We start from the raw sequence: 26,817 nt of genomic DNA on the forward strand, positions 1-26,817 counted from the left end.
CGGTTCGAGACAGGCCGGACGGGTGAAGAAGGAAAAGACGGGCCCCGCCCACGGCTCACCTATCCGTCCGACACGGCGGCAACGACTGCCCCGCCCGCGTACCACGCCGGTGCTGCGGGACAATCGGGGCATGAGCATCGTCAAGATCAACGTACTTGCGGTCCCGGAAGAGCAGCGGGAAACGCTGGAGAAGCGGTTCGCCGCACGGGCGGGCGCGGTGGAGGGGTCGGACGGATTCGAGTGGTTCGAGCTGCTCCGTCCGGTGGAAGGCACCGACACCTACCTCGTCTACACCCGCTGGCGGACCGAGGAGGACTTCCAGGCCTGGATGGCCGGCCGCGGCCAGGCCGCGCACGCCGGTGGCGGCGGTGCGCAGGGCGACCGTCCGAAGCCCGCGGCCACGGACGCAACGCTGTGGTCGTTCGAGGTGGTCCAGCAGACCGGCCCGAAGCAGGCCTGACCACGACCACAGGCACAGCACGGAGCAGGGCCCCGCACTGATGTGCGGGGCCCTGCTGCAATCCCTGCGTACTGGTGTACTACGGGTCAGGCGGGAACGATGTTCTCGGCCTGCGGGCCCTTCTGGCCCTGCGTGACGTCGAAGGTCACCTTCTGGCCTTCCTGGAGCTCACGGAAGCCCGAGGTGGCGATGTTCGAGTAGTGGGCGAAGACGTCGGCGCCGCCGCCGTCCTGCTCGATGAAGCCGAAGCCCTTTTCCGAGTTGAACCACTTCACGGTACCGGTGGCCATATCAAATCTCCTGAGACAGTGCTGGGAAAACGCACTTTACGAATTCCCTCATCGTCGCGATGATCACCTGCCCGGAGAACCGGTAGCAAACTGGCAACCACAACTGCAACTGACGTCAGCCTAGCACGGACCATATCCACGGCAAGCGAGGAAAATCACCGAGGAAAAGCGTGGTCGACACGTTTGAAGAAAGAGATTTCCGCGGCGGGCACTATATTTTTGTCCCGGCGACGACAGATTTTCACCAGTGTCGACCTGCGGCATACTCGCCCCACCGGCACAGTTCCCCGTGACCCCGCTCGACCTGCTCCACCGGCCGGCGAGGGGGACCGGTCGCCCGCCGGCTGCCGCTCGTCGGCGTGCGGCCGGCTTTCCGAGGACACGCGCGCCTTCCTCCGGACCGCCAGGACCACGGACCACCGCGAGGACGGGTCCCCCGCACAGGAACTCTCATGACCCCGGAGGAAAAACTGCCGCGGCCCGAGCAGATCTCCCCACCGAACGGGGTAACGGGGCCGGGCGGCGCCGGGTGACGGCCGGGCGGGCGGCGCGGGGACCGCGACGGGTGTGGCGCGGCGGCCGCGTGCGGTGGCCCGCCCCGGCCTTCCCTCCGGTCGCGATCCGCCACGGCGCGGAGAGCCGCACCGACCGGGACGGCCGGGCGGGAGGACCACGCGAAGCAACGGGACATTCCGGGCGCTTTATCTCATTTCCTCGGCCATAATCAGAACATGAGTACGGCAACGTATGAACTGCTGGCCGTAAGTCAGCAGGTACTGAATCTGCTTGCGGCCTTCGTCGGCGGGCTGGTCGTGGCCGGCGCGCTGATCTGGGCCGTACGCGTCGGGATGAAGGTCATGGACCAGGAGGAGCGTCGTCCCCGCCCCGAGGAGCAGCCGTGCCTGCCGGAGACAGGCGCGGTCCACGAGATGCGGGAGATGCGGGAGCCGGACGAGATGCCGATGGTACCGAGGGACGGCGAACGGCTCATGCCCTACCAGCTCCATCACTCCTCCACCAGAACGGGGAAGGACCAGCGACGGAAGCGCTGGCTGCCCGGGTCGAGCGGGGCCTTCGGCAGTGGGGGCCCAGGACACGTGTGACCGGCGCGCCGTCGCTCGATGACGTCCGCTCCGGGAGGCGAGGGCGGGAGAACGGCGGACGACGGGGCCCGTCCCGCCCCGATGCTCGCGGCGGCGGTTCAGTGGGTTCAGCGGGTTCCGCCGCTGCCCGTCCCGACGGTCTCCAGGTAGAGCTTCACGTAGCGCGGGACGTCCACGTCCAGCCCCACGTCCACGAGGGCCTGCTCGCGCGTGCCCTCGTGGAGTTCGGACTCGCCGATGCGGGAGCGGCGGTCGACGACGGTCTGGCCGCGGGCCGGACCGGGGGCCAGGGAGACCTCGACGGGGAGCCGGTGGGTGGTCAGGCCCTCCGGGTCGACGACCGCGCACAGCGCACCCGCGTCGCCGAGTCCGCCCGCCGTCTCGTCGGGGCCGCCGGCGGTGGTGTCCGGGGCCGCCGGGCGGTGGGCAAGCAGGTCACCGGCCAGGCGGGCGCCCGGCTCGGCGCTCGCGCGCAGCCTGTGCACCTCGGCCGCCGGGACGACGACCCGGTTGAACACGTCCAGGCCGTACATCGTGATCGGCACCCCGGCGGTGAGCAGGATCGCGGCGGCCTCCGGGTCGTGCCAGACGTTGAACTCGGCGACCGGGGTGGCGTTGCCGGCGCCCGCCGCGCCGCCCATGAACACGATCCGCTCGATGTTGCGGGTGACCTCGGGGTGCGTGCGCAGCAGCAGGGCGATGTTGGTCAGCGGGGCGGTGGGCACCAGGGTGACCGGGCGTGGGGAGGCGAGGATCTCGTGGCGCAGCAGGGTCACCGCGTCCACGTCGGCCGGGGTGCGCCGCGGGGCGGGCAGGCCGAGGTCGCCCATCCCGTCGCGGCCGTGGACGTGGGCCGCGGACCGCGGGGCCTCGACCAGCGGGCGCTCGGCACCCCGCGCGACGGGCACGACGGGCGCCCCCGCCGTCTCCAGCACGGTGAGGGTGTTGCGTACGACGCCGTCCACGTCCGTGTTGCCGGCCACGCAGGTCACCGCGCGCAGGTCGATCCCGGGGTGGCGGACGGCGAACAGCAGGGCGAGGGCGTCGTCGACACCCGTGTCGCAGTCGATGATCACCGGAATGGGCAGACCGTTCGGCACGGCGGAGGACTCCTTCGGGGCGGGGCACGGGGCGCACGGGGCGGGGTGCGGGGTGCGGAGGCGGGCGGGGACGAGGACATTGTCCCCGGCCGTCCTCACCCGGACGGACCGCAGCGCTGGTGGGGCGGGCGGCGCGGTGATGCCGTATGAGCACGTGTCGCCGCCCCGGACCCGGACCGGGACCCGGAACCCGGGCCCCGGTCCCGGGCGGCCGGTGCACAGCCAGCCGCAGCCACGTCCACCGTCCGGTTCCACCAGGAGGCACCCCGATGACGCATGCCCCGGCCGCCCGCGCCCTTCTCGCCTCCGTGCTGTCGGTGTCCGCGCTGCTGGCCACGGCAGCCTGTTCCGTCCTCGGGAACGACACGGCCGGTCCGGCGGCCCCTGCGTCCGCCCCGGTCACCGTTCCCGCGCCGCCCTCCGCCGCCTCCGCCGCCTCACCGGCCGTCGAGCCGTCCCCGTCGGCGGCGCCCGACTCCGGGCTGAGCGAGGAACAGCTGCGGGCCGCGCTGATCACGGAGACGGACCTGGGTCAGCCCTGGGTGCCCACGCGGGGCGTGGCGACCTGGCGGGACGGGCTGCTCAAGTCGAGCACGAAGAACGCCGACTGCCGGCGCCTGCTCGACGTCCTCTACACCGAGGAGTTGTTCGGCACGTCGGCCGGGCCGCGGGCCGTGGTCGCCCTGGACGACGCCTACAGCGGCGCCCAGCTGCGGTACCAGGTGGCCGCGTACCGGCCCGCCGAGGTGGACCGCACGCTGCGGTGGCTGGAGGGACTGCCGGAGAAGTGCGGGAAGTTCACGGCCACGGCCACGAAGGACGGCGTCCAGAAGGTCGAGGTCGACGCGCTGACGCTGCCGGAGACCGGGGACGCCCGGCAGGCGCTGCGGATCACCATGACCGGCGAGACGTCCGACCGGCAACTGACCGTTCTCACACTGGACTTGGCGGTGGTCCGGGCCGGCGAGGAGACCATCGTCCTCACCAACGGCGGCTTCGGTGACGTCGCGTCCGAAGTCACGCGGGTGGTGGCGGAGTTCGGCACCAACCGGCTGACGGAGATCCAGAAGCAGGGCCGGGTACGGGTCTGACCGCCACGGACTTCACCGGCAGGGGCCCGACCGTCACGTCATGCGGTCCACGGCCTGCTTGGCCTCGAGCAGGCCGGCCCCGGTGGCCTCGCGGTAGGCCTTGACCGCCTGGACCGTCCTGCCCTCCCGCGCGAGCGCGGCGATCCCGCCCTCACCCGGGGCCTCCTCGCGCAGGTCCAAGTGCTCGAGCACCAGGTCGAGTTTGCGTTCGAGGCGCGCGATGTTGCGCTCGGCCCGGGAGACGTTGGTGTGGACGGTCAGCATTCCGAGGATCACGACGGAGGTGAGGAAGAGCACGGCTATGTCCATGAGTGGCAGGCGTAGGGAGTCCGGAGGGGATTGCCCATCCGCGTCTTCGAACTCGGCCGGCCCTCTTTGTGCCCCTTGCCGTTCGAGTCCGGCAGCCCTTAGGTTCATCCGCGGATTCACCCTGCCCACCCCCTACCCGTCGCTGTTGCGAGGTCGCCGTGTCGGAACGCATTCGCACCACCAGGCGTTACGCGAGAGGCTTCGTCGCGGCCGTCGCCGCGGTCACCGCACTGGTCCTGGCAGCCCACGCGAGCCCGGCCAGGGCCACCCACCCGGAGGAGCCGGACCACCGCACCACGAGTCCGGTGGAAGCCGTCGTCCGCTAGGACCCGTGGCGCACGTGGCGTCGTCGCCCGGAGGGCGGCCGCGCGACGTCATGGGGGACCCCTGCTCGAGCGAAGCCGAGAGCGCAGGAGAGCGTGCTCCCGGCGTGCCGCCCGGGAGCCCTCGCACCGGGCGTACCCGGTCTTTCGGGCGGTGCGGCGGGAGTGCCTGCCGGGCGTAGCGGGGCGGCGCCCCTTTCGCCCCGGGCCCCACGGGGTGTCCGACACATGAGCGCGGGAGAAGGAGTGGTGCCCGGCACGTGCGATCGCAAGGCGCCGGGACGTCCTCGACGGGGGTCTGAAGTTCCCCCACTGAAGTGGGGAAAGTCCCAAGGCCGGGTAGTTAACGTTTTTGCAGGTCACGCAAGGGGTGTTGACTGGGCCTCGACGTGAGGCAACGGAGCTCGTTGGTACAGGCAGTCGTCCAAGACAGCTTGTCCCGCAAGGAGCTCCGTTGCCTGTTCATTGTGTCTCGCCGTCGGCGCTGACGACCATCACCCGGACGGTGACTGTGGCTGCGGGCCGGTTCGCTCCCGGGCATCTGGGTGGGCTGACGCCGGTCATGCCGTTCGAGTTGGTCGACGCGGTCTTGTCCGAGACCGGGACCGTGCAGCGGCGGCTGCGTGATCTGCCCTCGCGGGTCGGCGTCTACTTCCTTCTGGCGATGTGCCTGTTCCCCGAGATCGGCTACCGGCTGGTCTGGGACAAACTGACCGCTGGTCTGTCGGGGATTCCGGTCGTCCGCCCGAGCACGAAAGCGCTACGTGATCTGCGCCGCAGAGTCGGCAGCGCACCGGTGCGGGCGTTGTTCGAGGTGCTCGCCGGACCGTTGGCCCAGCCGACCACACCAGGGGTACGGTTCGGCCCGTACCGGACGGTGTCGTTCGACGGCTGCAGCTCGATCAAAGTGCCCGACAGTGAGCGCAACCGCGGCTGGCTGGGGCGGTGCGCGCACGGCGGCTATCCCCAGGTCGAGCTGATGACGCTGGTCGAGACCGGCACCCGGGCCGTGATCGGAGCGGTCTTCGGCCCCACCCGGGAGGGCGAAACCTCTTACACCACCAGGCTGTTGCACCATCTGGGCCCCAAGATAATGGTGTTGTGGGACCGGGGCTTCGACGGCAACGACTTCCCCGCCGCCGTGCACTCCACCGGCGCGCAGGTCCTGGGCCGCATCAACCAGCGCCGCCGCTCACCGGTTCTGAAGGCGCTCGCCGACTCCTCCTACCTCTCGGTCATCGGCGGCGTCCAGGTACGCATCATCGAGGCCCGGGTAAGTGTCCTCTGCACGGACGGCAGCACCTTCGAGGGTTCCTACCGCCTGGCAACGACGCTGCTGGACGCCCGTCGCTACCCCGCCGCCCGCCTCGTGCACCTGTATCACGAGCGCTGGGAGCACGAGAGCGCCTATTACGCGCTCCGCCACACCATCCTGCATGCACGGGTCCTGCGCTCGCACGATCCGGTCGGTGTCGAGCAGGAGATGTGGGCCTTGCTCACCCTCTACCAGCTTTTGCGCCGCACCATGGTCGAGGCGGCGGAGTCCCGGCCGGGCACCGATCCCGACCGCTGCAGCTTCACCATCGCCCTCCAAACCGCTCGCGACCTGCTGGTATGCGCGGGAGGAATCTTCGAGCAGGGCATCGGGGAGATCGGCCGGCGAGTCCTGTCGACACTGTCGCCCGCACGACGAAACCGTGTCAGTACCCGCAAGGTGAAGTCACCCATCTCCCGTTATGCGGAGAGGGAACTGGACGGCCGACCCGACAGCAGCAAGGACGTGACCTCGACGACGATCACTCTCCTGCCACCCCCACTGCCCCAGCCCGCACTGCCCGCGACGACCGACCGGGAGAACACCGGCAATCGCATGGCACGTGTCCTGACCATCCTGCAGGCGGAGCCCGAACGACTGTGGCGCTCAAGGGAGATCGCCGTGCTCCTCGGCGACGTCACCCTCGTCGCCACCTATCGCCAACTTGCCCGCTGGACCGAGAGAGGAAAGATCAAGAGAGTCCGCACAGGCCGCTACGCGGCGATCACACAGATCCCGAACCCCTTGCGTGACCAGCGAAAACGCTAACTACCCGGCCTTGGGGGAACTTCACCTCGTTGATCCCGCGTACACGTCGCAGCTATGTGCCGCGTGCGGCCACGTCGACAAGCGCAACCGTGTCGACCAGGGGCTCTTCATCTGCCGGGGGTGCGGGGTCGTTGCCCACGCCGACCGGAACGCTTCCCACAACATCGCCACCCGTGGCGAGAGCGTGTGGAACGCGGGGCGTGAGTCACGCGTCCCTGCCACCCCATAGGGGTGTCTGGACGGAGGAGCCCACCCGGCAGCCAGCTGGGCACTACCTCCAAGCCCGGCCCCTTCAGGGCCGGGTCAAGTTGACTCCTGTGTCTGCAACTGGCTCAGCTGCCGCCGCACATGGTCCAGGGCACCTTCCCGTCGTCCGGGCACGCGGCTGCGCAACTCCGCCAGCAGCAGGCCGAGTTCACGGGCCCGTACCGGGTCGGCGATCCGGCCCCACTGGTGGTGCGCCCGGTCCGCGGCCGTCTCGACGACGGAAGCGTCCACCGCCTGGCCGGTGTTGAGGCGTGCGGCGGCCACGGTCAGCCAGACGTGGCAGCTGAGCGCCGCGTCCCCGGCCAGCATCGCCAGATCCGCGCGGACCTCGGCCCAGTGCAGCGCCTCCTCGGAGGCGGGCCCGTGGGTGAGGGCGGCGTTCTGCTCCTGCCGCGCGGCGAGCGCGTGGGCGTCGGCGTGGCGGCCGGACCGTACGGCCTCCGTGATGGCCGTGTGCGGGTCCCCCGCCACGGGTCCGGGTCCACGCCGCGCCAGGACGAATCCGGGGGGCGTGCCCTCGGCGGCGACCCGGACCAGCGCCTGCTGGTGCAACTCCTCGTCCGACGGGCGCCTTCCGCTGCGCAGCAGCGTCGCGACCGCCCTCATGTACGCCGGTTCCGCGACCGTACGACGGGAGGAGCGGGAGGGCGGCGGCGCGACGCGGCCGTAGACGGCGGTGTCGCGGCCCGCGTCGAGCGCGGCCGGCAGGGTGACCGGAACCGGCGCCGCCCCCGGTGTGCCCGGTGTGCCCGGCGGCTGCGAGGCGCCCAGTGCCTGCCAGGTCTCCTGGTCCGCGTGCAGGTCGAGGAGCAGCGTCGTGACGCCCGGGGGGCGCAGACGCAGTTCGTCCCGGAACCAGTGCCACGGGAACGCCGTGTACCGCACGGTCGACGCGGTGGTGCGGGCCAGCGCCAGATGCGGCAGGCGCTGGCGGCGGTCGAGCAGCAGTTGCCCCGCGACGTACAGGGTGAGCGGTCCGGGGGCGGTCGCGGCGGCGCGCAGCCGGGTCAGGACCGCCTGCGGCTCCAGCGGGTCGGCGAGCTCGACGACGTTCGCGGTGTCCGTGCCGGACAGGACCGCGGGCGGTACGGCGGCGAGGACGGGGAGCACGGACGCCGCGTCCACCAGTCGTCCTCTCCCCAACGGTGAGGCCGCCAGCAGCAGCACGGTGCCGGGCATGGCCCCGGACGTGGTTCCGGGTGTGGTCCCGGGCATGTTCCCTCCCCTGTCGATCACGACCCAGAGCAGCACCGTAACCGCTGCGGGTCCAACCAGGGGCCTCGGGTCAATGAACGTCCCTCTTCGGGGCGTTCGCCCCCCGGCCTCCCTGCCCCCGGGCCCGACGGCCGGCGGACCGCGAAGGCGGTGGTGTCGTCGTCCAGGTGACCGCCGCTGCGGCTGCCCCGGCGCGCCACCCCGGCGAAACGCGCGGGCACACGGCCCGCATCCGTTCGGTACGGAGCGCGAAGCGCGGAGCGGGTCCGGGCAGGCCCGGACGGGACGAGGCAGACCCAGGCGGGTCCGGGCGGGGGTCCAGCCAGGACGAGGCAGACCCAGGCAGGTCCGAGCAGTCCGGGTAGGCCCGGGCAGTCCGAGCAGGACCGGGCAGTCCGAGCAGGACCGGGCGGGACCGGACAGGACCGGGCGGGACCGGACAGGTCCAGGCAAGCCCGAGCAGTCCGGGCAAAACCGGGGAGTCCGGGCAGGATCGAGCAGTCCGGGCGGGCCGGGGGAGTCCCAGCAGGACCCGGGGAGTCCCGACAGACCTGAGCAGACCAGGCAGACCCGGGCAGACCCGGGGAGACCCGGCAGGGCCGAGCAGTCCAGGCAGGCCCGGGCAGACCCGGGGAGACCCGGCAGGACCGAGCAGTCCAGGCAGGCCCGGGCAGGCCCGGCAGGCCCGGGCGGGACGAGGCTGGGTGAGGCGGAATCCGACGCGGGTTCGCGTGGTCGAGTTGCCGGGTGACCCGCGCAGGTGTGCGCTGGAGGCGGGGGCGAGGAGAGAGGAGTGCGCTCATGGCTCATGCGGCACCCAGACCCCGGATCACGTCCAGGCGGCCGGGCGGCATCCGCGTCCTCAGCGAGCGGACCCACGCCGCCGCCAGGCTGGTGGTGCCCGTCGTCCTCGGGCTCGTCTACGGCTACTGGGCGGCGGCCAACCGGCGCGAGGGCGGTCCCCTCACCGGCTGGAACATCCTGTTCGGCCTGCTCACCGCGCTGGCGTTCGCCGTCCTGTGCATGGCCCTGCTGAGCATCGCGCCGAGGCTGCGGCGCGAGGAGCACGCCGTGCTGTGGGGCGCGTTCTCCGGCGCCGCGGTCGGCTTCCTGGTCAGCCAGGCCGATACGAGCGTGCTGCGGTCGACGGCGCTGGGCCTGGCCGTCGCGGCGGGCGTCTTCGCCTTCCTGTTCTACCGGTACTACACGCACGAGGACGCGGAGGGCCACCGCATCGAGTGACGCGGCCGTCCCCCGGTCCGGCGGGCGCGGAGCGCGGGCATCCGGGCGGCCCCGGTACTCCGGATGCCCGCCCCGCGCTCGCGTGTGCGCCACCCCGCGTCTTGCCTGAGGGGATGCCTCCCCACGCCGTACCGCCCGTACCGCACTGCCGTGAGCGGACGCCCGCGCGCCTGCGCGACGCCCTGGCGGCGACGCTCGTCGCCCTGGCGTGCCTGCTCGTGCCCTGCGGCGCGCTCGCGGCCTGGGCGGTGCACGCGGTGGCCGACACCGGACGGTACGTCGGCGCCGTGGCGCCGCTGTCCGCCGACCCCTCCGTGCGCGACGCGGTCGCCGACGCCGTGGGGGACGGGGTCGTACGGGAGCTGGACGCGGGGCCGGCACGCGACCTGGCCGGGCCGTTCGTACGGGAGGCGGTCCACTCGTTCACCCGCACCGAGGCGTTCGGCACGGCCTGGGAGGCGGCGAACCGAGCCGTGCACGACGCGGTCCTGCACGCCCTGCGCGACGGCCGGGCGGCCCCCGGCCCGGTCACCGTCGACCTCGCGCCCGTCACCGCCGAGGTGAAGCGGCGACTGGTCGCCGACCGCATGCCGTTCGCCGACCGCATCCCGGTCGCACACACCCGGGTCGCGGTGGTGCCGGCGGCGGAGGTGTCCCGGCTTCGGACGGGGTACCGGCTGATGGACGCCGCCGCCTTCTGGCTGCCTCTCGCGGCCGTCGTCCTGGCCGTCGCCGGGACCGCCGTCGCCGTCCGCCGTCGCCACGCGCTCGCCGCGACGGGGCTCGGCGTCGCCCTGGGCGGCGGCCTGCTCGCCGTCGCCGTCGCGGTCGGCCGCCGGCTCACCCTGGCCGACGTGCCCGAGCCGGTCCACCGTCCCGCCGCGGGCGTGGTCTACGACGCCCTCACCGCCACGCTGCGCACCGCGTCCTGGACGCTGCTCGCGCTGGGCCTGACGGTGGCACTCGCCTGTCTGCTGACCGGACTCCGCGGACGCGGACCCGCCGCGGTACGGCGTTCGCGGACGCGCCGGGCAAAGGCCCGGACCGGTGCCGAGGCGCCGTCACCGGTGTCCCAGACGACCCAAGCGTCCCAGACGTGCCAGGCGTCACCCACCTCACCGGCGTCACCGATCTCACCGGCCTGTGACGAGGTGCGGAACGGATCGCCGCAACCACCCGTCGTCGGCCCCCGTCCTTGAGGGAGGATCTTCACGGACCGATCCACCGCGAGCGGAAGGCAGGACGTTGGACACTGCGACTGCCGGGACGGCCGAGTGGGCGGACACCGGAGAAGGGCCCGGACGCCGTAGCGCGAAGCGGCGGTTCGGCAGCTGGTCGGCGGCACTGCTCTTCGCCGGGGTGAGCGTGGTCGTCGGCTGCCGGGCCGTCGGCACCGACGCGGTCACCCCCGTGCCCCAGCTGCTCGCGTTCCTGCCCTGGCTCCTGGTACCGACCGCCCTCGGGCTGCTGTTCACCCTGCTCGCCCGGTGGCGGACCGGCGCGGTGTGGGGCGTCGTCCTGCTCGGGATGCTGGCCTGGTTCACCGAGCCGTACGGGAAGACCGTCACGCCCGTCGAGCCGCCCGTCGCCGAGTTCCGGGTGATGACGTCCAACGTCGAGTTCGGCCGGGCCACCGACGGGCTGGTCGACGCGGTGCGCCGGCTGAAGCCGGACGTGGTGTTCGTCCAGGAGTGCGAGTACACCTGCGACGCGCGGCTGCGGCGGGACCTCACGCCGGACTACCCGCACCGCCGGGCCGTGGCGGGCGGCGGCTCCGAGGGCTCCGTCATCCTCAGCCGCTTCCCGCTCGAGGGCACCGACGGCATCCCCGGCAGCAGCATGGGGATGCCCGGTGCCGTCGCCGACGTCGACGGGCACGCCGTACGGCTCCAGCTCGCCCACCCCATGCCGCCGATCCCCGGCCAGGTGGACGTCTGGGAACGGGAGCTCGGCCGGCTGCGTGACGTCGTCACCGCCGACCCGACGGCCCCCGTGGTGCTCGCCGGGGACTTCAACGCCTCCCAGGACCACGCCGCCTTCCGGCGCCTCCTCGACTCCGGGCTCAGCGACGCCGCGCGGCTGGGCGGCGCCCACCGGACCCCGACCTGGCCGGCCGGGACCGCGCCGAGGTTCGGCGTCCAGATCGACCACGTGCTGGTGTCCCGGCAGTTCGCCGCGGACCGGCCCCGCTTCCTCGATCTTCCCGACACCGACCACCGCACCCTGGTCGTCGACCTCGCACTGCACCCCGGCGGCTGACCGCGCCACGTCGTCCTGCCGCACCCGGACACGGCGGACGGGGACACGACGGACGGGGACACGACGGACGGGGCGCGGACCCCCGCAGGGAGCCGCCCCCCGTCCGTAACCCGTTCCGTCACCGATTGCGCCATCGGTTCCGTCATCGACGGCGAACCCGAAACCGGTGGTCCGAACCCGTCTCCCCGTGGGGTGACGTCAGACGCCGATGTCCCGGCCGTCCTTGCGCCACACGGCGACCACGGCGGGCCGGGGGTACGTGCCGGGGCCGTCGGGCCAGGTGCTGCCCGGGTTCTCCGCCGACGCGCCGTCCACCTCGCCCGGGTGCTGCACGGCGACGAGCACCCGCCGGTCCTGGACGATCGGGCCGCAGGTCTCCGCACCCTTCGGCACGGTGAGGAACTGCTTCAGCTCACCGCGGCGGTCACCACGCGTGGCGACGCCGAAGAGTCCGTCGTGCGAGCCGAGGGCGGCGCCGTCGGTGGAGATCCACAGGTTGCCGTGGTCGTCGAAGGCGACGTTGTCCGGGCAGGAGATCGGGCTCACGGAGTCCTTCGGGAAGCCCGCGAAGTACGTCGCCGGGTCCTGCGGGTCGCCCGCGACCAGGAACAGCGACCAGGCGAACCGGGTGCTCTCCGGCCGGTTCCAGCGCTCGGTCAGCTCGAGGACGTGGCCGTGCTTGTTGGCGTTGCGCGGGTTGGCCTCGTCCGCCTTGGGGTTCGAGCCGACACCGCGGTTGGTGTTGTTGGTCAGCGCGACGTAGACCTTGCCGGTGACCGGGTTGGGCTCGACGTCCTCGGGGCGGTCCATCTTGGTGGCGCCCACCTTGTCGCCGGCGATGCGCGTGAAGACGAAGACCTCCTCGGCGGTCATGCCGTCGACGTGCGAGACGGCGCCCTTGGCGGTGGCGGTGGCCAGCGGGATCCACTGGCCGCTGCCGTCGAACTCGCCGTCCTTCGGGAGCTTGCCGGTGCCGTCGATCTCGATGGCGGGCGAGTCACCGGTGATCCTGGCGACGTAGAGCGTGCCCTCGTCGAGCAGCGTGAGGTTGTGCTCGCGCGCGGCGCGGCTGTTGCCGTGCTTCATCCGCTTGCTGCCGACGAACTTGTAGAGGTAGTCGAACCGCTCGTCGTCACCGGAGTACACGACCGGACGGCCGTCGTGCGTCAGGCGCACGGTCGCACCCTCGTGCTTGAAGCGGCCGAGCGCGGTGCGCTTGCGCGGGACGGAGTCCGGGTCGTACGGGTCGAGTTCGACGACGTAGCCGAACCGGTGCGCCTCGTTGGGCTCCTGGGCGAGGTCGAACCGCTTGTCGAACCGCTCCCACTTGCGACCGGTGGCGCCGGTGCCGATGCCGTACCGCTTGTCGGTCGCGCTGCTGCCGTGGGCGAAGTACTGGTTGAAGTTCTCCTCGCCGTGCAGGGTCGTGCCCCACGGGGTGGTGCCGCCGGCGCAGTTGTTGAGGGTGCCGAGCACCGTGCGGCCGGTCGGGTCGGCGGAGGTCTTCACCAGGTCGGACCCGGCGGCGGGGCCGGTCAGCCGGAACTCGGAGGTGGCGGTGAGCCGCCGGTTGAGGTGGTGCCGGGTGACGGGCGTGAGCTTGCCGCTCCTGCGGTCCTCCTCGACGACGACGATGCCCAGGCCGTGCGCGGCCCAGCCGATCTCCACCTGCTCGCGGGTGGGGTTGTCGGAGTCGTAACCGCGGAACATCAGGACCTCGTCGCTGTACTCGTGGTTGGCCACGAGCAGTTGCCGGCCGCGCTCACCCTTGAGTGGGAGCAGCGCGAGGAAGTCGACGTTGTACCCGAACTGCCCGGCCTGCGCCTCGGCCGTCTGGTTCTCCGGGTCGAAGGCGGGCGCGCCGCGCAGGATGGGCTCGCCCCAGCGGATGACGACGTTCTGGCCGTAGCCCTCCGGCACGGTGACGGCGTCGGCGGTGTTGGGCGCGACCGGCGTGAACCGCAGACCGCGGGCACCCTTCGGCTTCTGCTGCCCGTGGCCGTTCCCGTGGCCCCCCTTGCCGGCGACGGGAGCCGCCTGGGCCTCGGGGGCACCGGCGAGGTCGACCGCGCCGGCACCGGCCGCGAGGACCGTGACAGCGGCGGCGGCACGCATCATCGACCGGCGGCTGAGGGCGTCGGAGATGACGTCACCGACGTATGCGTTGGAGCTGGTGTTGGGCACCTCGTGGAAGCAGGCGTCACCACACCGGAAACGACAGGTCAGGGCGGACCGGCCGCCAGGGTGCGAACTGGACGGCGTCCCGATCAACGGAAGCAGCTTGCGCACGTGTTCTCTCCTTGGATACCCGGGGTGTCAGCGTGACCGTAGGAGTACATATATGCGGCAGCCGGGCGCCAGGGTGAACGGAAAGTGAACCTGCGGCAGAACAAACGGGGTTACCGACATCACGGCATGATCACCCATAGGGCCGAATGACGCCCTTGACACCCGACCCAAGATCACCCACAAAGGCCGCTAACCTTACGTGTCCGTCCTGGCCAGGGATCGACGGGCTACAACTCACGCGAAGGGTTGCGCACATGAGCATTCTCACTCTCCTGCGGAACGTGTTCAGCCGGTCACGCAAAGCGAATGCGACGGAGGCGGAGGGTGCGGCGCCGGTCGCCGAAACGGACACCGCGGAACGATCCGCCCGTCCGGACGCCGCGACCGCGGCCACCCCGACGCCGCCCGAACCGGCCGACGAGTCCACGGCGGCCGAGGCTTCGGCCCCCCGGCTCCCGTCCCCCTCCCCCGAACCGACGCCGGAGACGACCACGGTCTCCGTCCCGGAACCCCGCAGCGACGAACACGACCTCGTCTCGGCGGCCTTCAACAAGGTGACGCCCCCCACCTCCACCTCCCCGGAAGCGGAGCCGGCCGCCGAGCCCGCAGCCGAAAAGCCCGAGGCAGAGCCGAAGGCAGCCGCGCCCTCCGAGGCCCCGCAGCCAGAGCCCGAGATCACACCCACCACCGAGGCCGAAGCGCACCCCGAAGCCAGCACCGGGCCCGACACCGTCCCCACCGCCAAGGCTGAAGCCGCCCCCGAGCCCGAGCCCAAGGCCGACACCAAGCCGGACGCCGACCTCGAAACCGTAGCCAAGCCGGAGCCCGAGCCGGACGCCGACCTCGAAACCGAGACCAAGCCCGAGGCTGAAGCCGAGGCCGAGCCCGAGCCCGAGCCGGACGCCGACCTCGAAGCCAAGCCCAAGGCTGAAGCCGACCCCGAGCCCAAGCCCAAGCCCGAGCCGGACGCCGACCTCGAAACCGAGACCAAGCCCAAGGCCGAGGCCGAGGCCGAGCCCGAGCCGGACGCCGACCTCGAAACCGAGACCAAGCCCAAGGCTGAAGCCGACCCCGAGCCCAAGCCCAAGCCCAAGCCGGACGCCGACCTCGAAGCCAAGCCCAAGGCCGAGCCCGAGCCGGACGCCGACCTCGAAACCGAGCCCGAGCCGGAGCCGAAAACGCAGCCGGAACCCACACCCGAGGCCACTCCCGAGCCGACGTCCGAGTCGGTGCCCGAGGCCGCCCCGGAGCCGGAGCCCGCGGTCGCCGACGGCGAGGACACCCCGCAGGGGCCACCCGCACCCGGCAACGAGACCCGCACGGGTGGTGCGGGTGGGAACACCACCGACGCCGAGGGCGAAGCCGAGGCCGAGGTCACCCCCACCACGCCGGAGGCGATCCGCACCGCCTACGAAGCGGCCGCCGCCGCCCTCGCGGAGCACAACCTCACCGGAACCCGCGCCCGCGTCTACCTCGTCCTCGACCGCTCCGCGTCGATGCGCCCGTACTACAAGGACGGCTCCGCGCAGGCCCTCGCCGAGCAGACCCTCGCTCTCGCCGCCCACCTCGACGCGGATCCCGAGTCCGCCACGGTCAAGGTCGTCTTCTTCTCCACCGAGGTCGACGGGACCGGCGAGCTGACCCTCGCCGACCACGAGAACAAGATCGACACCCTGCACGCGTCCCTCGGCCGTATGGGCCGGACCAGTTACCACGCGGCGGTGGCCGAGGTCCTCGCCCTGCACGACAAGGCGGCACCGGGCGCGCCCGCCCTGGTGGTGTTCCAGACGGACGGTGCCCCCGACGCGAAGACCCCCGCGACCCAGTCCCTCACGGAGGCCGCGAAGACCCACCCCTCCGTCTTCTTCTCGTTCGTCGCCTTCGGCGACCCGGAGAACAAGGCGTTCGACTACCTCCGCAAGCTGAAGGCGCCGAACACGGCCCACTTCCTCACCGGCGAGTCCCCGCTGGAGCTCACCGACAAGGAGCTCTACGAGGCCGTGCTGAAGTCCTGGCGCCCGTAACCACGGCCCTGCCCCGCAGCTGGGCCCACAGCCGCAACCCGTGGCTGCAACCGTGGCTGCGGCCCACAGCCGCAACCACCCCCGGGGACCCCACGCCGCCCGCTTCTCATCCCGTAAAACGAGAAGCGGGCGGCGTACCCGTGTCGGCTACGATTTGAAGGTTCCGTACGTTTCAACCCGGGAGCAGCCTCCGATGGCTCGACACCTCATCACCAGCGCCCTTCCGTACATCAACGGGATCAAGCACCTGGGCAACATGGTGGGGTCCATGCTCCCGGCGGACGTCTACTCCCGTTACCTGCGCCAGCGCGGCCACGACGTCCTGTACATCTGCGCGACGGACGAGCACGGCACCCCGGCCGAGCTGGCCGCGAAGGAGCAGGGTCTGCCCGTCGACGTGTTCTGCGCGCAGGCGCACGACGCGCAGAAGGCGGTCTACGACGGCTTCGCCCTCGCCTTCGACCACTTCGGCCGCAGTTCCTCGCAGCAGAACGTGGAGATCACGCAGCACTTCGCCCGCCGTCTCCGGGAGAACGGGTTCATCGAGGAGCGCGCGATCCGCCAGGTCTACAGCCCGGCCGACGGCCGCTTCCTCCCGGACCGCTATGTGGAGGGCACCTGCCCGCACTGCGGTTACGACAAGGCGCGCGGCGACCAGTGCGAGAACTGCACCCGCGTGCTGGACCCGACCGACCTGATCGACCCGCGGTCGGCGATCTCCGGCTCCACGGAGCTGGAGGTCCGCGAGACCAAGCACCTCTTCCTCCTCCAGTCGAAGCTCCAGCACGAGGTCGAGGAGTGGGTGGCCCGGCACGAGGAGGAGTGGCCGCAGCTGGCCGCGTCCATCGCGCGCAAGTGGCTGACCGAGGGCCTGCACGACCGGGCGATCACCCGCGACCTGGACTGGGGTGTCCCGGTGCCGGCCGACACCTGGCCGGAGCTGGCGGCCGAGGGCAAGGTCTTCTACGTCTGGTTCGACGCCCCGATCGAGTACATCGCTGCGACGAAGGAGTGGGCGGACTCCGCGCCCGACGGTGAGACGCGCGACTGGAAGTCGTGGTGGTACGAGGCGGACGACACCGTGCGCTACACGGAGTTCATGGCGAAGGACAACGTCCCGTTCCACACGGTGATGTTCCCGGCCACGCAGCTGGGTGTCCGCGAGCCGTGGAAGAAGGTCGACTACGTCAAGGCCTTCAACTGGCTGACGTACTACGGCGGCAAGTTCTCCACCTCGCAGAAGCGCGGTGTCTTCACCGACCAGGCGCTGGACATCCTGCCGGCGGACTACTGGCGGTACTTCCTGATCGCCAACGCGCCGGAGTCGGACGACGCGTCGTTCACCTGGGAGCACTTCACCGCCACGGTGAACAAGGACCTGGCCGACACCCTGGGCAACTTCGTCAACCGTGTCCTGTCCTTCTCGAAGAAGCGCTTCGGCGAGGAGGTCCCGGCGGGCGGCGAGCCCGGCGAGGCCGAGAGCAGGCTCGGGGAGGAGATCACGTCGCTCCTCGCGGAGTACGAGTCCCAGATGGAGGCGCTGCAGTTCCGCAAGGCGGCGGCCGCGCTGCGCGCCCTGTGGTCCGCGGGCAACTCCTACCTGGAGGAGAAGGCCCCCTGGCTGGAGATCAAGACCGACCAGGACGCCGCCGCCCTCACGCTGCGTACGGCGATGAACCTGATCCGCCTGTACGCGGTGGTGTCGGAACCGTTCATCCCGTCGACGTCGGCGGCGATGCGCCAGGTCTTCACCCTGCCCGGCGACACCGCGACCTGGGCCGGCACCGAGGAGACCCGCGCGCTCACCTCGGTCCCCGCCGGCACCCCCTTCACCGTCCCGCCGGTCCTGTTCGCCAAGCTGACGGACGACGACCTGGAGGCGTACAAGGAGCACTTCGGCGGCGAGCCGCAGCCCGCGTAACGACCCCGCACCACCGACGTCAGGGCCCGGGAACAGAGGTTCCCGGGCCCTCACGCGTTCGATAGCGTTCCAGGGAGATCACTTCACGCAGGGGGAGCATCCATGGCACTGTTCGGCAACGCGCACAGCATCGACCCGTCGCAGGCGCAGCAGGAGTACGCCCGTCTCCTGGGCCAGGGCGAGCAGGTGCACGCCGCCTACCTGCTGATCCGCGACACCATCCTCTTCACCGACCGCCGGCTGATCATGATCGACAAGCAGGGCATCACCGGCAAGAAGACCGAGTACCACTCCGTCCCGTACCGCAGCATCACCCACTTCGCCGTCGAGACGGCCGGCACCTTCGACCTCGACGCCGAGCTGAAGATCTGGATCTCCGGCACGCCCACCCCGGTGCAGAAGACCTTCACCAAGGGCGTCGACATCTACGAGGTCCAGGCCATCCTCACCCAGTTCGTGGCCCGCTGACCCACACTGAGCCCACCACCCCCACCACGACCACGGACCAAGAAGGGGCTGCACATACCGGAGGCAAGGCGGCGGCGGGCTGCGGCTCATAAGGCAAAGGCACGGGCCGCTGCGCGCAGCCCCCAGCGCGCCACCGAAGGCTTCGCCGACGATGGCTTGTTCCCCAACCCCGACGCACTGTTCTGAGCCGCACACCAACGCGCCCCGCATCCAGTGACAACCAGGTGCGGGGCGATGCGCAGTTGAGTTGAAGGGTCAGCTTCCCGACGCGTGTGCCACGAAGTCGGCCCACGCCTGGCGCGTAAGCGCAAGCTGAGAGCCTTCAACGTTCTTGGAGTCACGGACGTGCACCGCGCCAAGCATGGTCGCGACCTCAACGCACTCGTTGCTGTTGCTGCTGTCGCTGTTGCTGCTCTTGAACCACCGCAGCTCCGACCCATCCTCAGCAGACGTCTTGCGGATCATGTCTCTCCCAGCACTTGCTCGATGAAGGCCAGCGACTCCCCTGGTGAGAGAGCCTGAGCTCGGATGATGCCACACCGCAGTTCCATGATCCGAAGATGCTTCAACTCCGTGACGGGGCGGCTGCCGAAGTCTCCTTCGGCTCGGCCCGCTGCCGCGCCATCGGCGAACTTGAGCACTTGGATCTCGCCTCCCATACCGGCATGAACCGCACGGTCGATCGGCATCACCTGGATCTCGACGTTCCGCATCTGCCCGAGCTCCAGAAGATGCTCCAGCTGGTGGCGCAGCACCATTCTGCCGCCGAGTGGCCGCCGGAGCGTCGCCTCTTCCTGGACAAAGCACAGCTCTGGAGAAGGGTCCCGCTCGAAGATCACCTTGCGGGCCATACGCCCACCAACCAGCCGCTCCACCTGGTCCTGTGAGTGCGCCGGCCGTCACATCTCGAACAGTGCACGCATGTAGCCCTCTGTCTGCAACAGGCCGTGAAGGTTGTGGGTGCCGTACGCGGTCAGCTCGACCGCCTGTGCCTCCACGCGGGCCATGTCCCGAATCTTCTTAGGGTACCGGACCTTCCTCACGTCCTCCCAGGCTGCCGCGATGAGCCCGCCTGCGCCCAATACCTTGTCGGCCCTGCACAGATACTCCTGCTGGGGGATCCGCTTCCCACCCTCGACTTTGCAGACCAGGTCGTCCCCGTACTTGACCGCCGCCGCGAAGTCGGCGACCCGCATGCCCATCGCCTCCCGCCGCAGCCTCAACTGACGCCCTACCGTGGTGAGAACGGCCACCCCCCACTCGTCCTCCGGGTCCACCTCCCACCCCGGCTCGTCCTCCTCGGTCTCGGTCCGGAGCCGTACCGCCTCGCCGTCCACCGACATACCGCACTCCTCTGTCGTACCGCCGTGCCGTAACGCCCGTACTCGTAGGCCGGTTTCCGACGGTCCGGACAGCGGCCGACAAGCTTCGACAGTCACCCTGCGTATCGGCGCTGTCACCGTTCACGGTAAGCGCTTCGGGCCACGCCCGGTCACGTGAACAGCGAAAAGTCCACCCGACTTCTCTCACCCGCCGATCACCTCAGCGTGCTCCTGTCACCCACGCCCCGCGGTGTCCGCCTCGCCCGGCTGCCCGTCACGGACTGGATGCGCGACCGGGGCCTGTCCCACCGCCCCAGTGAGGCCGCCGAACACCTCGTCGCCGAACTCGCCACGCATACGACCACCCGCGACCGGCTCCCCGGACGCGACTTCCGCCTCGCGCTCCTGGACCGCGGCGCGGCCCTCCGCATCGAGGTCACGGACACCCGCGGTGACGACCTCCCGCGTCGCCGCGTACCCGCCCCCGACGCCGAGTCCGGACGCGGCCTGCTCCTCGTCGAGGCCCTCGCCGACCGCCGGGGCGTGGACCTCGGACTCGTCCCCCGCAAGACCGTATGGGCGGAACTCGACCTACCGCCAGCCTGACCTGCGGAAACGACACCGGCACCGGAACCCCGCCGCGTGTGTTCCGGTGCCGTCGGCCGTCTTTTCCAAGGACCACGGGAGAGAAAGAAACCCCACCAAGCCCCACCCCTCCCGCCCACGGCGCACACTCACTCGCGCGAGTGAACATCACCAACTGGAGTGGATATGCCACAGGTTGCCTGCCCTACGCTCAGCGCAACACAGCACGGCACACAACCCCAGACACACAAACGGCCCCCGCCGGGAGTGACGTCCCGTTGCGAGGGCCTGCCCACCAAGGAAGAAAGCCCCTTCCCGATGAACACCCAAAACACTAGCGTGTCCCCGCACGCCCAGTCCCGTAACGACGGGAAAAACCACCCCTCCCACCGCACCCGCGCGAAGCGGCACCCCGGCGGCGTCACCCACGACAACACCCGCCACACCGCCCGCTTCACGGTGATCGGCAACCACCTCGCCCAGCACCCGGACCTCTCCCTGCTGGCGATCGGGCTGGCCTGCCACATCCAGTCCCTCCCCACCGGCACCCCCATCGGCATCAAGACCCTCGCCGCCCGCTTCCCCGAGGGCCCGACCCGGATCGCCGCCGCCCTGCGCGAACTGGAGACCCACGGCTACCTGCGCCGCACCCGCGAACGCACCCCGACCGGCCGCCTCGTCACCCGCACGGTCTCCTGCAACCAGCCCGGCCGACGCGACGCCCCGTCCGAACCGGGCGAGAAGCCCAAGCCTCCGGCCCGCCGCGCGGCCGCCGCCCCGCAGCAGGAACCCGCACGCCGCCGCGCCCTCCCCGCCGTACCGAAGCCCGGCTACATCTCCCCCGACCTCCTCCAGGCTGCCACCGACGTCCTCGCCGGCCTCCGCCGCGAGGACCCCCGGCTGCTGCTCTCCGCCACCGACGCCGAACACCTCGCACCCGGTGTCGTCGCCTGGCTGGAGCGCGAGCTGACCCCCGCCGCCGTACGCAGGGCCCTGGCCGGCGACCTGCCCCTGGAACCCCTGGTCCGCCCGGCCGCCTTCCTGGCCCACCGCCTGACGGCCAAACTGCCGCCCCTCCCGCCGTACCGCGCCCCCGAACAGCCCCCGCCCGTCCGGCACCCCCTCCGCAACTGCGACACCTGCGACCACGCCTACCGCGGCCCGGACCCCCACCACTGCCAGGGCTGCGCCTCAGCGGGTGTCGGTTCCGGTGTCCCCGGCACCGGAACCGACGAGCCGTCCCTCGTTGAACAGGGCCGACCGTGACAGGCCGCTCACGGCCTGCCCGGTTCCCGGTCCGGCTCCTCCGCGGCCCCGTCCGGATACCCTGGCCGGGGCACCCTGTGGAGGACATCATGAGTACTCAGGCCGATCACGGACACGAGCTGATCCCACGTCCCGAGCAGACTCCTGACGCCCTGCGCACGGCCCTCGCCGTGGTCGATCCGGGGCGCCTGGACGAGATGCAGACCACAAAGGACGACGCCTTCGCCAGAGCCGTGGAGTGGCAGTCCCTGAGCCCCGTGCGGAGCTGGGTCCTCACCTGGGCCCGAGACGTCGAGATCGCCCGGCGTCCTGCTCTGTCCTCCCGCTTCGCGCAGGCACAGAGCAGGCTCGAGCACGAAAATTCCGCCATCGCCGGGGAGGCTCTGCGGGAGCTGGGCGCCGTCCTGGACGAAGCCATGAAAGCAGTGCGCGGTTGAGCTGGAAGTGGGAGTACGCCTGCGGTGCGGAGGAAACCGCCCGCACCGCACCCGCCGCCTTCCTCGCCGGTGTGAAGAGGAAGGCGGACGAGCTGGTCAGAGCCGCCGAAGCCGTCCACCTTCACGGCCGGGCCCACGAGGGCATCGACCCGAAGAGGGGCGACGTCATCGTCCCCGGCGGCATGTTCAGATACCAGGTCGTCGTACGCGGCGAACGTGTCTACATCGTCCAGATCACCTACCTGGGGTACTGACATCAATGTCGGAGACGAGTGGCCCGGAACCGTGACAGGGGTCGGTCCGGTACACGGGCCGACCCCTGAAGGCAGCGCCCGGCGCAAACGCAGGCGCACGCTCCCTGTCCGGACGCACCCGTCTACTCCGGCCGCACCACGAACCTCGTGACCCGCCGCATCCGGACGCCCGTTCCACGCGGCTCCAGATCGCCGGCCACCGCCACCTCCAGCCCCGCCCGCCAGGCATCGACCGACCCCGCATCGGCACACGCGAGGGGCCCGGAACCGACACCGGTGTCGGTTCCGGGCCCCTCGCGTGTGGCCGGTCTACTTCGCCTGCGGCTTGCGCACCGAGAGGTGCAGTTCCTTCAGGCGGGCCTCGTCCAGCTCGGTCGGGGCGCCCATCATCAGGTCCTGGGCGTTGCCGTTGAGCGGGAAGGCGATGGTCTCGCGGATGCTGGGCTCGTCGGCGAGCAGCATGACGATGCGGTCGATGCCGGGCGCGATGCCGCCGTGCGGCGGGGCGCCGAAGCGGAACGCGCGCAGCATGCCGGCGAACTTCTCCTCGACCGTCTCGCGGTCGTAGCCCGCGATCTCGAAGGCCTTGATCATGACGTCCGGCTCGTGGTTCCGGATCGCACCCGAGGACAGCTCGACGCCGTTGCACACGATGTCGTACTGCCAGCCCAGGATGTCCAGCGGGTCCTGGGTCTCCAGGGCCTCCAGGCCGCCCTGCGGCATCGAGAAGGGGTTGTGGGAGAAGTCGATCGCGCCGGTGTCCGGGTCCTTCTCGTACATCGGGAAGTCGACGATCCAGCAGAAGCGGAAGACGTCCTCCTCGAACTGCCCGGCCCGCTTGGCGGCCTCGACCCGGACCGCGCCCATGATCTTCGAGACCTCGTCGAACTCACCCGCGCCGAAGAACACCGCGTGGCCGGGGGCCAGCGAGAGCCGCTTGGTCAGCTCGGCGACGTTCTCCTCGGTGAGGAACTTCGCGATCGGGCCGGTCAGCGAGCCGTCCTCGGCCACCCGCACCCACGCCAGGCCCTTCGCGCCCTGCGCGACCGCGTAGTCACCGAGCTGGTCGAAGAACTTGCGCGGCTGGCCGGAGACGTCCGGCACCGGCAGCGCGCGCACGTGCTTGCCGGCGAACGCCTTGAACTCCGAGCCCTCGAAGACGTCGGTGATGTCGACGAGCTCCGGCTTGGCGCGCAGGTCCGGCTTGTCGGAGCCGTACTTCAGCATCGACTCGCGGAACGGGATCCGCGGGAACGGGGACGTCACGTGGCGGCCGTTGCCGAACTCCTCGAACAGCTCGGTCATCAGCTTCTCGATCGGCTGGAAGACGTCCTCCTGCTCGACGAAGCTCATCTCCACGTCGAGCTGGTAGAACTCGCCCGGCGAGCGGTCCGCGCGGGCGTCCTCGTCGCGGAAGCAGGGTGCGATCTGGAAGTAGCGGTCGAAGCCGGAGACCATCAGCAGCTGCTTGAACTGCTGCGGAGCCTGCGGCAGCGCGTAGAATCTGCCCGCGTGGAGACGCGAGGGGACGACGAAGTCGCGGGCGCCCTCGGGGGAGGTGGCACTGAGGATCGGCGTCGCCATCTCGTTGAAGCCCAGCGCCGTCATCTTGTGGCGGATGGCCGAGATCACCGACGTCCGCAGCAGGATGTTGCGGTGCATGCGCTCGCGGCGCAGGTCCAGGAAGCGGTACTCCAGGCGCCGCTCCTCGTTGACCCCGTCCTCGGCGTTGATCGTGAAGGGGAGCGGAGCCGCCGCGCCCAGCACCTCGACCTCGCCGACCTCGACCTCGACCTCGCCGGTCGGCAGCTCGGGGTTGACGTTCTCCGCGCCACGGGAGACGACCTTGCCGTCGATCCGGACGACGGTCTCCTTGGAGAGCCGGTCCAGGGCCTCGTAGGCGGGCGTGCCGGGACGGGCCACGAGCTGCGTGATGCCGTAGTGATCACGCAGATCGATGAAGAGGATGCCGCCCAGGTCGCGCCGATTGTGCAGCCAGCCGCTCAACCGGACGTCGGTGCCGACGTCAGAGGCGCGGAGCTCGCCGCAGGTGTGGGACCTGTACCGATGCATCGTCGTTCATCCAGCCTTCGCGGATCGGGGCCTTGGTGTCGGGGCCGTTGTTTCACGTGAAACTCCCCCAAGCCTACCGGCCGGTCCAAGATCGCTGCCCCAGCATTACCGGCCGTTCCCGCGAACACCGCCGGTGGCATTTTCCGCCTGATACTCCATAAAGTGGGGCAATGCGCACTGGTGAGTCCCTGCCCTCCATGAGGGACGTCCTCGCCCTCGTCGAGACCGGAAGATGGCACTGGGACACAGCAGCCGGGCTGGTGACGGTCGACGAGGTCTCGGCACGGCTCCTGGGGCTGCCCGCCGAGCAGGTCACCCTCACGGAGGCCCAGGTACGGGCACGGCTCCACCCGGTCGACTGGAACGAGATCACCGGTGTGGTCCGGCTCGCCGTCGCCGAAGGCACCCTCGCCGAGGTACGCATCCGGATCATGGACGACCAGGGGCAGGTCGTCCGGGTGGTGCGCAGCCGCTCCAAGCCGACCTTCGACCCCCTGCGCAAGGCGTACCTGCTCACCGGGACCCTTCAGGAGGTCACCGATCCGGCACCCGGCACCCCCGCCGACCGCAGCGCGGTCACCGGCGACTGGCGCCGGTCCCGGGAGGCGTTCCTGCTGGACGCGGGCAGGGCGCTGGCCGAGGCGCGGTCGACACAGGAGGTGCTGCGAGTCGCGGCGAACCTCTCGATGCCGGGCTTCTCACCGGACGGCCTCGCGGTGTTCGGCGTGACGGGCGGCCAGCTCACCACCATCGGCCACCACGGACCGGACCGCGACTTCGAAGTGCCGTCCTCCATCCCCCTGGACACGGCCTTCCCGGCCGCCGAGGTGGCACGGACGGGCCGCGCGATCTACGTGTCCAGCCCACAGCAGTACCGGGCCCGCTACCCCCTCACCTGGCCGCTGGCCGAACGCTTCGGCCACCAGTCCTGGGCCTTCCTGCCGCTGACGGCGTCCGGCCGCACGATGGGCACCTGGATGGTGGTCTTCGCCCACCCGGTCACCTTCACCCCCGACGAGCGGTCGGTGCTGACCACCGTGGCACGGATGCTGTCCCAGGCACTGACCCGTGCGGGCACCGCCGAGAGCGAGCGGGCCCTCACCAACGACCTGCAGCGCTCGATGCTGCCCAGGCTCGGCCCGCAGCGCATCCCGGGGATGAGCGTCGCCGCCCGGTACGTCCCCACCGGCGGCGGCCTCCAGGTCGGCGGCGACTGGTACGACGTGATCACGCTGCCGAACGAACGGTTCGCCCTGGTCATCGGGGACGTGCAGGGCCACGACGTACGGGCCGCCGGGCTCATGGGCCAGCTGCGCATAGCCCTGCGGGCGTACGCCTCCGAGGGACACCGGCCCGACGCCGTGCTCTCCCGCGCCTCCCGCTTCCTGTACGGGATCAACGAGGCCGACCCCGCCGATCCGCGCTACGCGACGTGCCTGTACGTCGAGGTCGACCCGGCCGGTGGAGTGCTGGACGTCGCCCGCGCCGGACACCACGACCCCGCGGTCCGCATGCCCGACGCGACCGTGCTGACCCGGCAGACGGCCGGCGGGGTTCCCCTGGGCATCGTCCCGGACGCCGACTACCCCACCACCCGCATGGTCCTGGAGCCCGGCGAGACCATGCTGATCTGCACGGACGGTCTGATCGAGACCGGCGGCCACGACCTGGACACCGGCTGGCGGCGGCTGCGCACCATCCTCAAACGCCCTCAGGGCAGCCTGGAGGAACTGGCCGACGCCCTGGTGCAGGCGGTCCACGGCCCCTCCTCGCACCACACCACCGGCCCCCTGACCGACCGCCGCGAGGACGACATCGCCCTGCTGCTGCTCACCCGGCAGGCCAAGGACCTCGGTGCCGGCACCGGCGCCGGCACCGGTCCGGGCACGGTACGGCAGGCGTTGCGCCGCACCATGCTGACGGTGGAGCAGTCCGAGCCGGAACGGGTCGCGGGGGCCCGGCAGCACCTGCGCGAGCTGCTGCACGACTGGTGCTCGCCGGACCAGGTCGACTCGGCGGTCCTGCTCCTGTCGGAGGTGCTCACCAACGTCCTCGTGCACACCGACGCCGACGCCCTCCTCGAAGCCGAGATCATCGGCGGGCCCGAGGGCCGCCGGATGCACATCGAGGTCACCGACGGGGGTGCCGACCTCCCGCACATCCGCACGCCGGGCGAGCTGGCCTCCTCCGGCCGCGGCCTGCTCCTGATCGAACTCCTGGCCCACACCTGGGGCGTCGTCCCGCGCGGCACGGGCAAGAGCATCTGGTTCGAGCTGGACGAGTCGGACTCCCCTCCGGAGGGGGCCGACGGGACCGGCGGGGCCGAGAGGGCCGCTGCCTCGACGCCCCACGAGGAACGCAAGCCCCATGAGGAACGCAGGCTTCACGAGAACCGCACCACCCCGTGAAGGCCCTCGTCGCCCTCCGGTGCGGCGG

General features: G+C 71.2%; 24 protein-coding genes and 1 pseudogene. 17 read left to right on the forward strand and 8 right to left on the reverse strand.

The annotated features are described in order from the left end of the window. The first annotated feature begins 130 nt into the window (after positions 1-130). Positions 131-460 (forward strand): antibiotic biosynthesis monooxygenase, encoded by a 330-nt coding sequence (locus tag TU30_RS00205; protein ID WP_042163026.1) that lies wholly within the window; start codon positions 131-133, stop codon positions 458-460. An 86-nt stretch (positions 461-546) separates the two neighbouring features. Here the strand turns inward: TU30_RS00205 and TU30_RS00210 are convergent, their stop codons facing one another. Further along, positions 547-750, reverse strand: a complete 204-nt coding sequence (locus TU30_RS00210; protein WP_004985680.1) for a cold-shock protein — start codon at positions 748-750, stop codon at positions 547-549. Between the two features lie 731 nt (positions 751-1,481). On the opposite strand from TU30_RS00210, the gene TU30_RS00215 reads away from it, so the two are divergent. After that, a complete protein-coding gene (locus tag TU30_RS00215; RefSeq protein ID WP_042163028.1) occupies positions 1,482-1,853 on the forward strand; it encodes a DUF6479 family protein in 372 nt (123 codons plus the stop codon). A gap of 107 nt (positions 1,854-1,960) precedes the next feature. On the opposite strand, the gene TU30_RS00220 is transcribed toward TU30_RS00215, so the two are convergent. Further along, complete coding sequence (locus tag TU30_RS00220; RefSeq protein ID WP_042163030.1) at positions 1,961-2,953, reverse strand: nucleoside hydrolase; 993 nt, start codon at positions 2,951-2,953, stop codon at positions 1,961-1,963. 269 nt (positions 2,954-3,222) lie between these two features. On the opposite strand from TU30_RS00220, the gene TU30_RS00225 reads away from it, so the two are divergent. After that, positions 3,223-4,044: a hypothetical protein gene (locus TU30_RS00225; RefSeq protein ID WP_042163032.1), complete on the forward strand. Its 822-nt coding sequence runs from the start codon at positions 3,223-3,225 to the stop codon at positions 4,042-4,044. Between the two features lie 33 nt (positions 4,045-4,077). On the opposite strand, the gene TU30_RS00230 is transcribed toward TU30_RS00225, so the two are convergent. After that, the gene (locus TU30_RS00230; RefSeq protein WP_042163034.1) at positions 4,078-4,353 is read right to left on the reverse strand and encodes a hypothetical protein; all 276 of its coding nucleotides are present in this window, start codon (positions 4,351-4,353) and stop codon (positions 4,078-4,080) included. Between the two features lie 158 nt (positions 4,354-4,511). On the opposite strand from TU30_RS00230, the gene TU30_RS36345 reads away from it, so the two are divergent. The 3 genes from TU30_RS36345 to TU30_RS33300 all read left to right on the forward strand — a co-directional run bounded on the left by TU30_RS36345 (position 4,512) and on the right by TU30_RS33300 (position 6,988). After that, complete coding sequence (locus tag TU30_RS36345; protein WP_176726249.1) at positions 4,512-4,679, forward strand: hypothetical protein; 168 nt, start codon at positions 4,512-4,514, stop codon at positions 4,677-4,679. Between the two features lie 508 nt (positions 4,680-5,187). After that, positions 5,188-6,759 carry an IS4 family transposase gene (locus TU30_RS00235; RefSeq protein ID WP_267889317.1) on the forward strand — a complete coding sequence of 524 codons (1,572 nt, stop codon included), beginning with the start codon at positions 5,188-5,190 and terminating at the stop codon, positions 6,757-6,759. Beyond that, positions 6,740-6,988 (forward strand): zinc ribbon domain-containing protein, encoded by a 249-nt coding sequence (locus TU30_RS33300; protein ID WP_370626536.1) that lies wholly within the window; start codon positions 6,740-6,742, stop codon positions 6,986-6,988. Before TU30_RS00235 ends, TU30_RS33300 begins: the two co-directional genes overlap by 20 nt. 74 nt (positions 6,989-7,062) lie before the next feature. Here the strand turns inward: TU30_RS33300 and TU30_RS00240 are convergent, their stop codons facing one another. Continuing rightward, entirely contained in the window at positions 7,063-8,205 is a 1,143-nt protein-coding gene (locus TU30_RS00240; protein ID WP_042163815.1) for a hypothetical protein, read from the reverse strand. 837 nt (positions 8,206-9,042) lie between these two features. Between TU30_RS00240 and TU30_RS00245 the strand changes: the two genes are divergently transcribed. From TU30_RS00245 to TU30_RS00255, 3 genes are all read left to right on the forward strand, one after another. Continuing rightward, complete coding sequence (locus tag TU30_RS00245; RefSeq protein ID WP_042163036.1) at positions 9,043-9,483, forward strand: hypothetical protein; 441 nt, start codon at positions 9,043-9,045, stop codon at positions 9,481-9,483. A gap of 113 nt (positions 9,484-9,596) precedes the next feature. Continuing rightward, positions 9,597-10,682: a hypothetical protein gene (locus tag TU30_RS00250; RefSeq protein WP_063837609.1), complete on the forward strand. Its 1,086-nt coding sequence runs from the start codon at positions 9,597-9,599 to the stop codon at positions 10,680-10,682. A gap of 46 nt (positions 10,683-10,728) precedes the next feature. Then, positions 10,729-11,742 (forward strand): endonuclease/exonuclease/phosphatase family protein, encoded by a 1,014-nt coding sequence (locus TU30_RS00255; protein ID WP_042163038.1) that lies wholly within the window; start codon positions 10,729-10,731, stop codon positions 11,740-11,742. A gap of 198 nt (positions 11,743-11,940) precedes the next feature. Here the strand turns inward: TU30_RS00255 and TU30_RS00260 are convergent, their stop codons facing one another. Beyond that, positions 11,941-14,031, reverse strand: a complete 2,091-nt coding sequence (locus TU30_RS00260; protein WP_042163039.1) for a PhoX family phosphatase — start codon at positions 14,029-14,031, stop codon at positions 11,941-11,943. Positions 14,032-14,285: 254 nt separating this feature from the next. Between TU30_RS00260 and TU30_RS00265 the strand changes: the two genes are divergently transcribed. The 3 genes from TU30_RS00265 to TU30_RS00275 all read left to right on the forward strand — a co-directional run bounded on the left by TU30_RS00265 (position 14,286) and on the right by TU30_RS00275 (position 18,444). After that, the gene (locus TU30_RS00265) at positions 14,286-16,055 is read left to right on the forward strand and encodes a VWA domain-containing protein (RefSeq protein WP_042163041.1); all 1,770 of its coding nucleotides are present in this window, start codon (positions 14,286-14,288) and stop codon (positions 16,053-16,055) included. 193 nt (positions 16,056-16,248) lie between these two features. Further along, entirely contained in the window at positions 16,249-17,976 is a 1,728-nt protein-coding gene (metG, locus tag TU30_RS00270) for a methionine--tRNA ligase (protein ID WP_042163043.1), read from the forward strand. A 102-nt stretch (positions 17,977-18,078) separates the two neighbouring features. Beyond that, positions 18,079-18,444: a PH domain-containing protein gene (locus TU30_RS00275; RefSeq protein WP_042163045.1), complete on the forward strand. Its 366-nt coding sequence runs from the start codon at positions 18,079-18,081 to the stop codon at positions 18,442-18,444. A 255-nt stretch (positions 18,445-18,699) separates the two neighbouring features. Here TU30_RS00275 and TU30_RS00280 read toward each other — a convergent pair whose 3' ends face one another. Further along, positions 18,700-18,909, reverse strand: coding sequence for a DUF397 domain-containing protein (locus TU30_RS00280; RefSeq protein ID WP_042163047.1), 210 nt, complete (start codon positions 18,907-18,909; stop codon positions 18,700-18,702). Continuing rightward, positions 18,906-19,787, reverse strand: a pseudogene (locus TU30_RS00285) (helix-turn-helix domain-containing protein). Before TU30_RS00285 ends, TU30_RS00280 begins: the two are co-directional and overlap by 4 nt. Before the next feature lie 153 nt (positions 19,788-19,940). On the opposite strand from TU30_RS00285, the gene TU30_RS00290 reads away from it, so the two are divergent. The 4 genes from TU30_RS00290 (at position 19,941) to TU30_RS00305 (ending at position 22,308) form a co-directional block, all read left to right on the forward strand. Continuing rightward, on the forward strand, positions 19,941-20,372 hold the full coding sequence (locus tag TU30_RS00290) for an ATP-binding protein (protein ID WP_042163049.1): 432 nt from the start codon (positions 19,941-19,943) through the stop codon (positions 20,370-20,372). A 297-nt stretch (positions 20,373-20,669) separates the two neighbouring features. After that, positions 20,670-21,617 carry a DNA-binding protein gene (locus TU30_RS00295; protein WP_042163051.1) on the forward strand — a complete coding sequence of 316 codons (948 nt, stop codon included), beginning with the start codon at positions 20,670-20,672 and terminating at the stop codon, positions 21,615-21,617. Between the two features lie 89 nt (positions 21,618-21,706). Further along, positions 21,707-22,054: a hypothetical protein gene (locus TU30_RS00300; RefSeq protein WP_042163818.1), complete on the forward strand. Its 348-nt coding sequence runs from the start codon at positions 21,707-21,709 to the stop codon at positions 22,052-22,054. Continuing rightward, positions 22,051-22,308, forward strand: coding sequence for a hypothetical protein (locus tag TU30_RS00305; protein ID WP_042163053.1), 258 nt, complete (start codon positions 22,051-22,053; stop codon positions 22,306-22,308). Before TU30_RS00300 ends, TU30_RS00305 begins: the two co-directional genes overlap by 4 nt. Positions 22,309-22,617: 309 nt before the next feature. Here TU30_RS00305 and aspS read toward each other — a convergent pair whose 3' ends face one another. Further along, positions 22,618-24,381 carry an aspartate--tRNA ligase gene (gene aspS / locus TU30_RS00310; RefSeq protein WP_042163055.1) on the reverse strand — a complete coding sequence of 588 codons (1,764 nt, stop codon included), beginning with the start codon at positions 24,379-24,381 and terminating at the stop codon, positions 22,618-22,620. A gap of 170 nt (positions 24,382-24,551) precedes the next feature. On the opposite strand from aspS, the gene TU30_RS00315 reads away from it, so the two are divergent. Further along, entirely contained in the window at positions 24,552-26,789 is a 2,238-nt protein-coding gene (locus tag TU30_RS00315) for a SpoIIE family protein phosphatase (protein ID WP_078878007.1), read from the forward strand. The last annotated feature ends 28 nt before the right edge of the window (positions 26,790-26,817 follow it).

It is taken from the genome of Streptomyces sp. NBRC 110035, from assembly GCF_000829695.1.
In the GTDB taxonomy this organism is placed as follows: domain Bacteria; phylum Actinomycetota; class Actinomycetes; order Streptomycetales; family Streptomycetaceae; genus Streptomyces.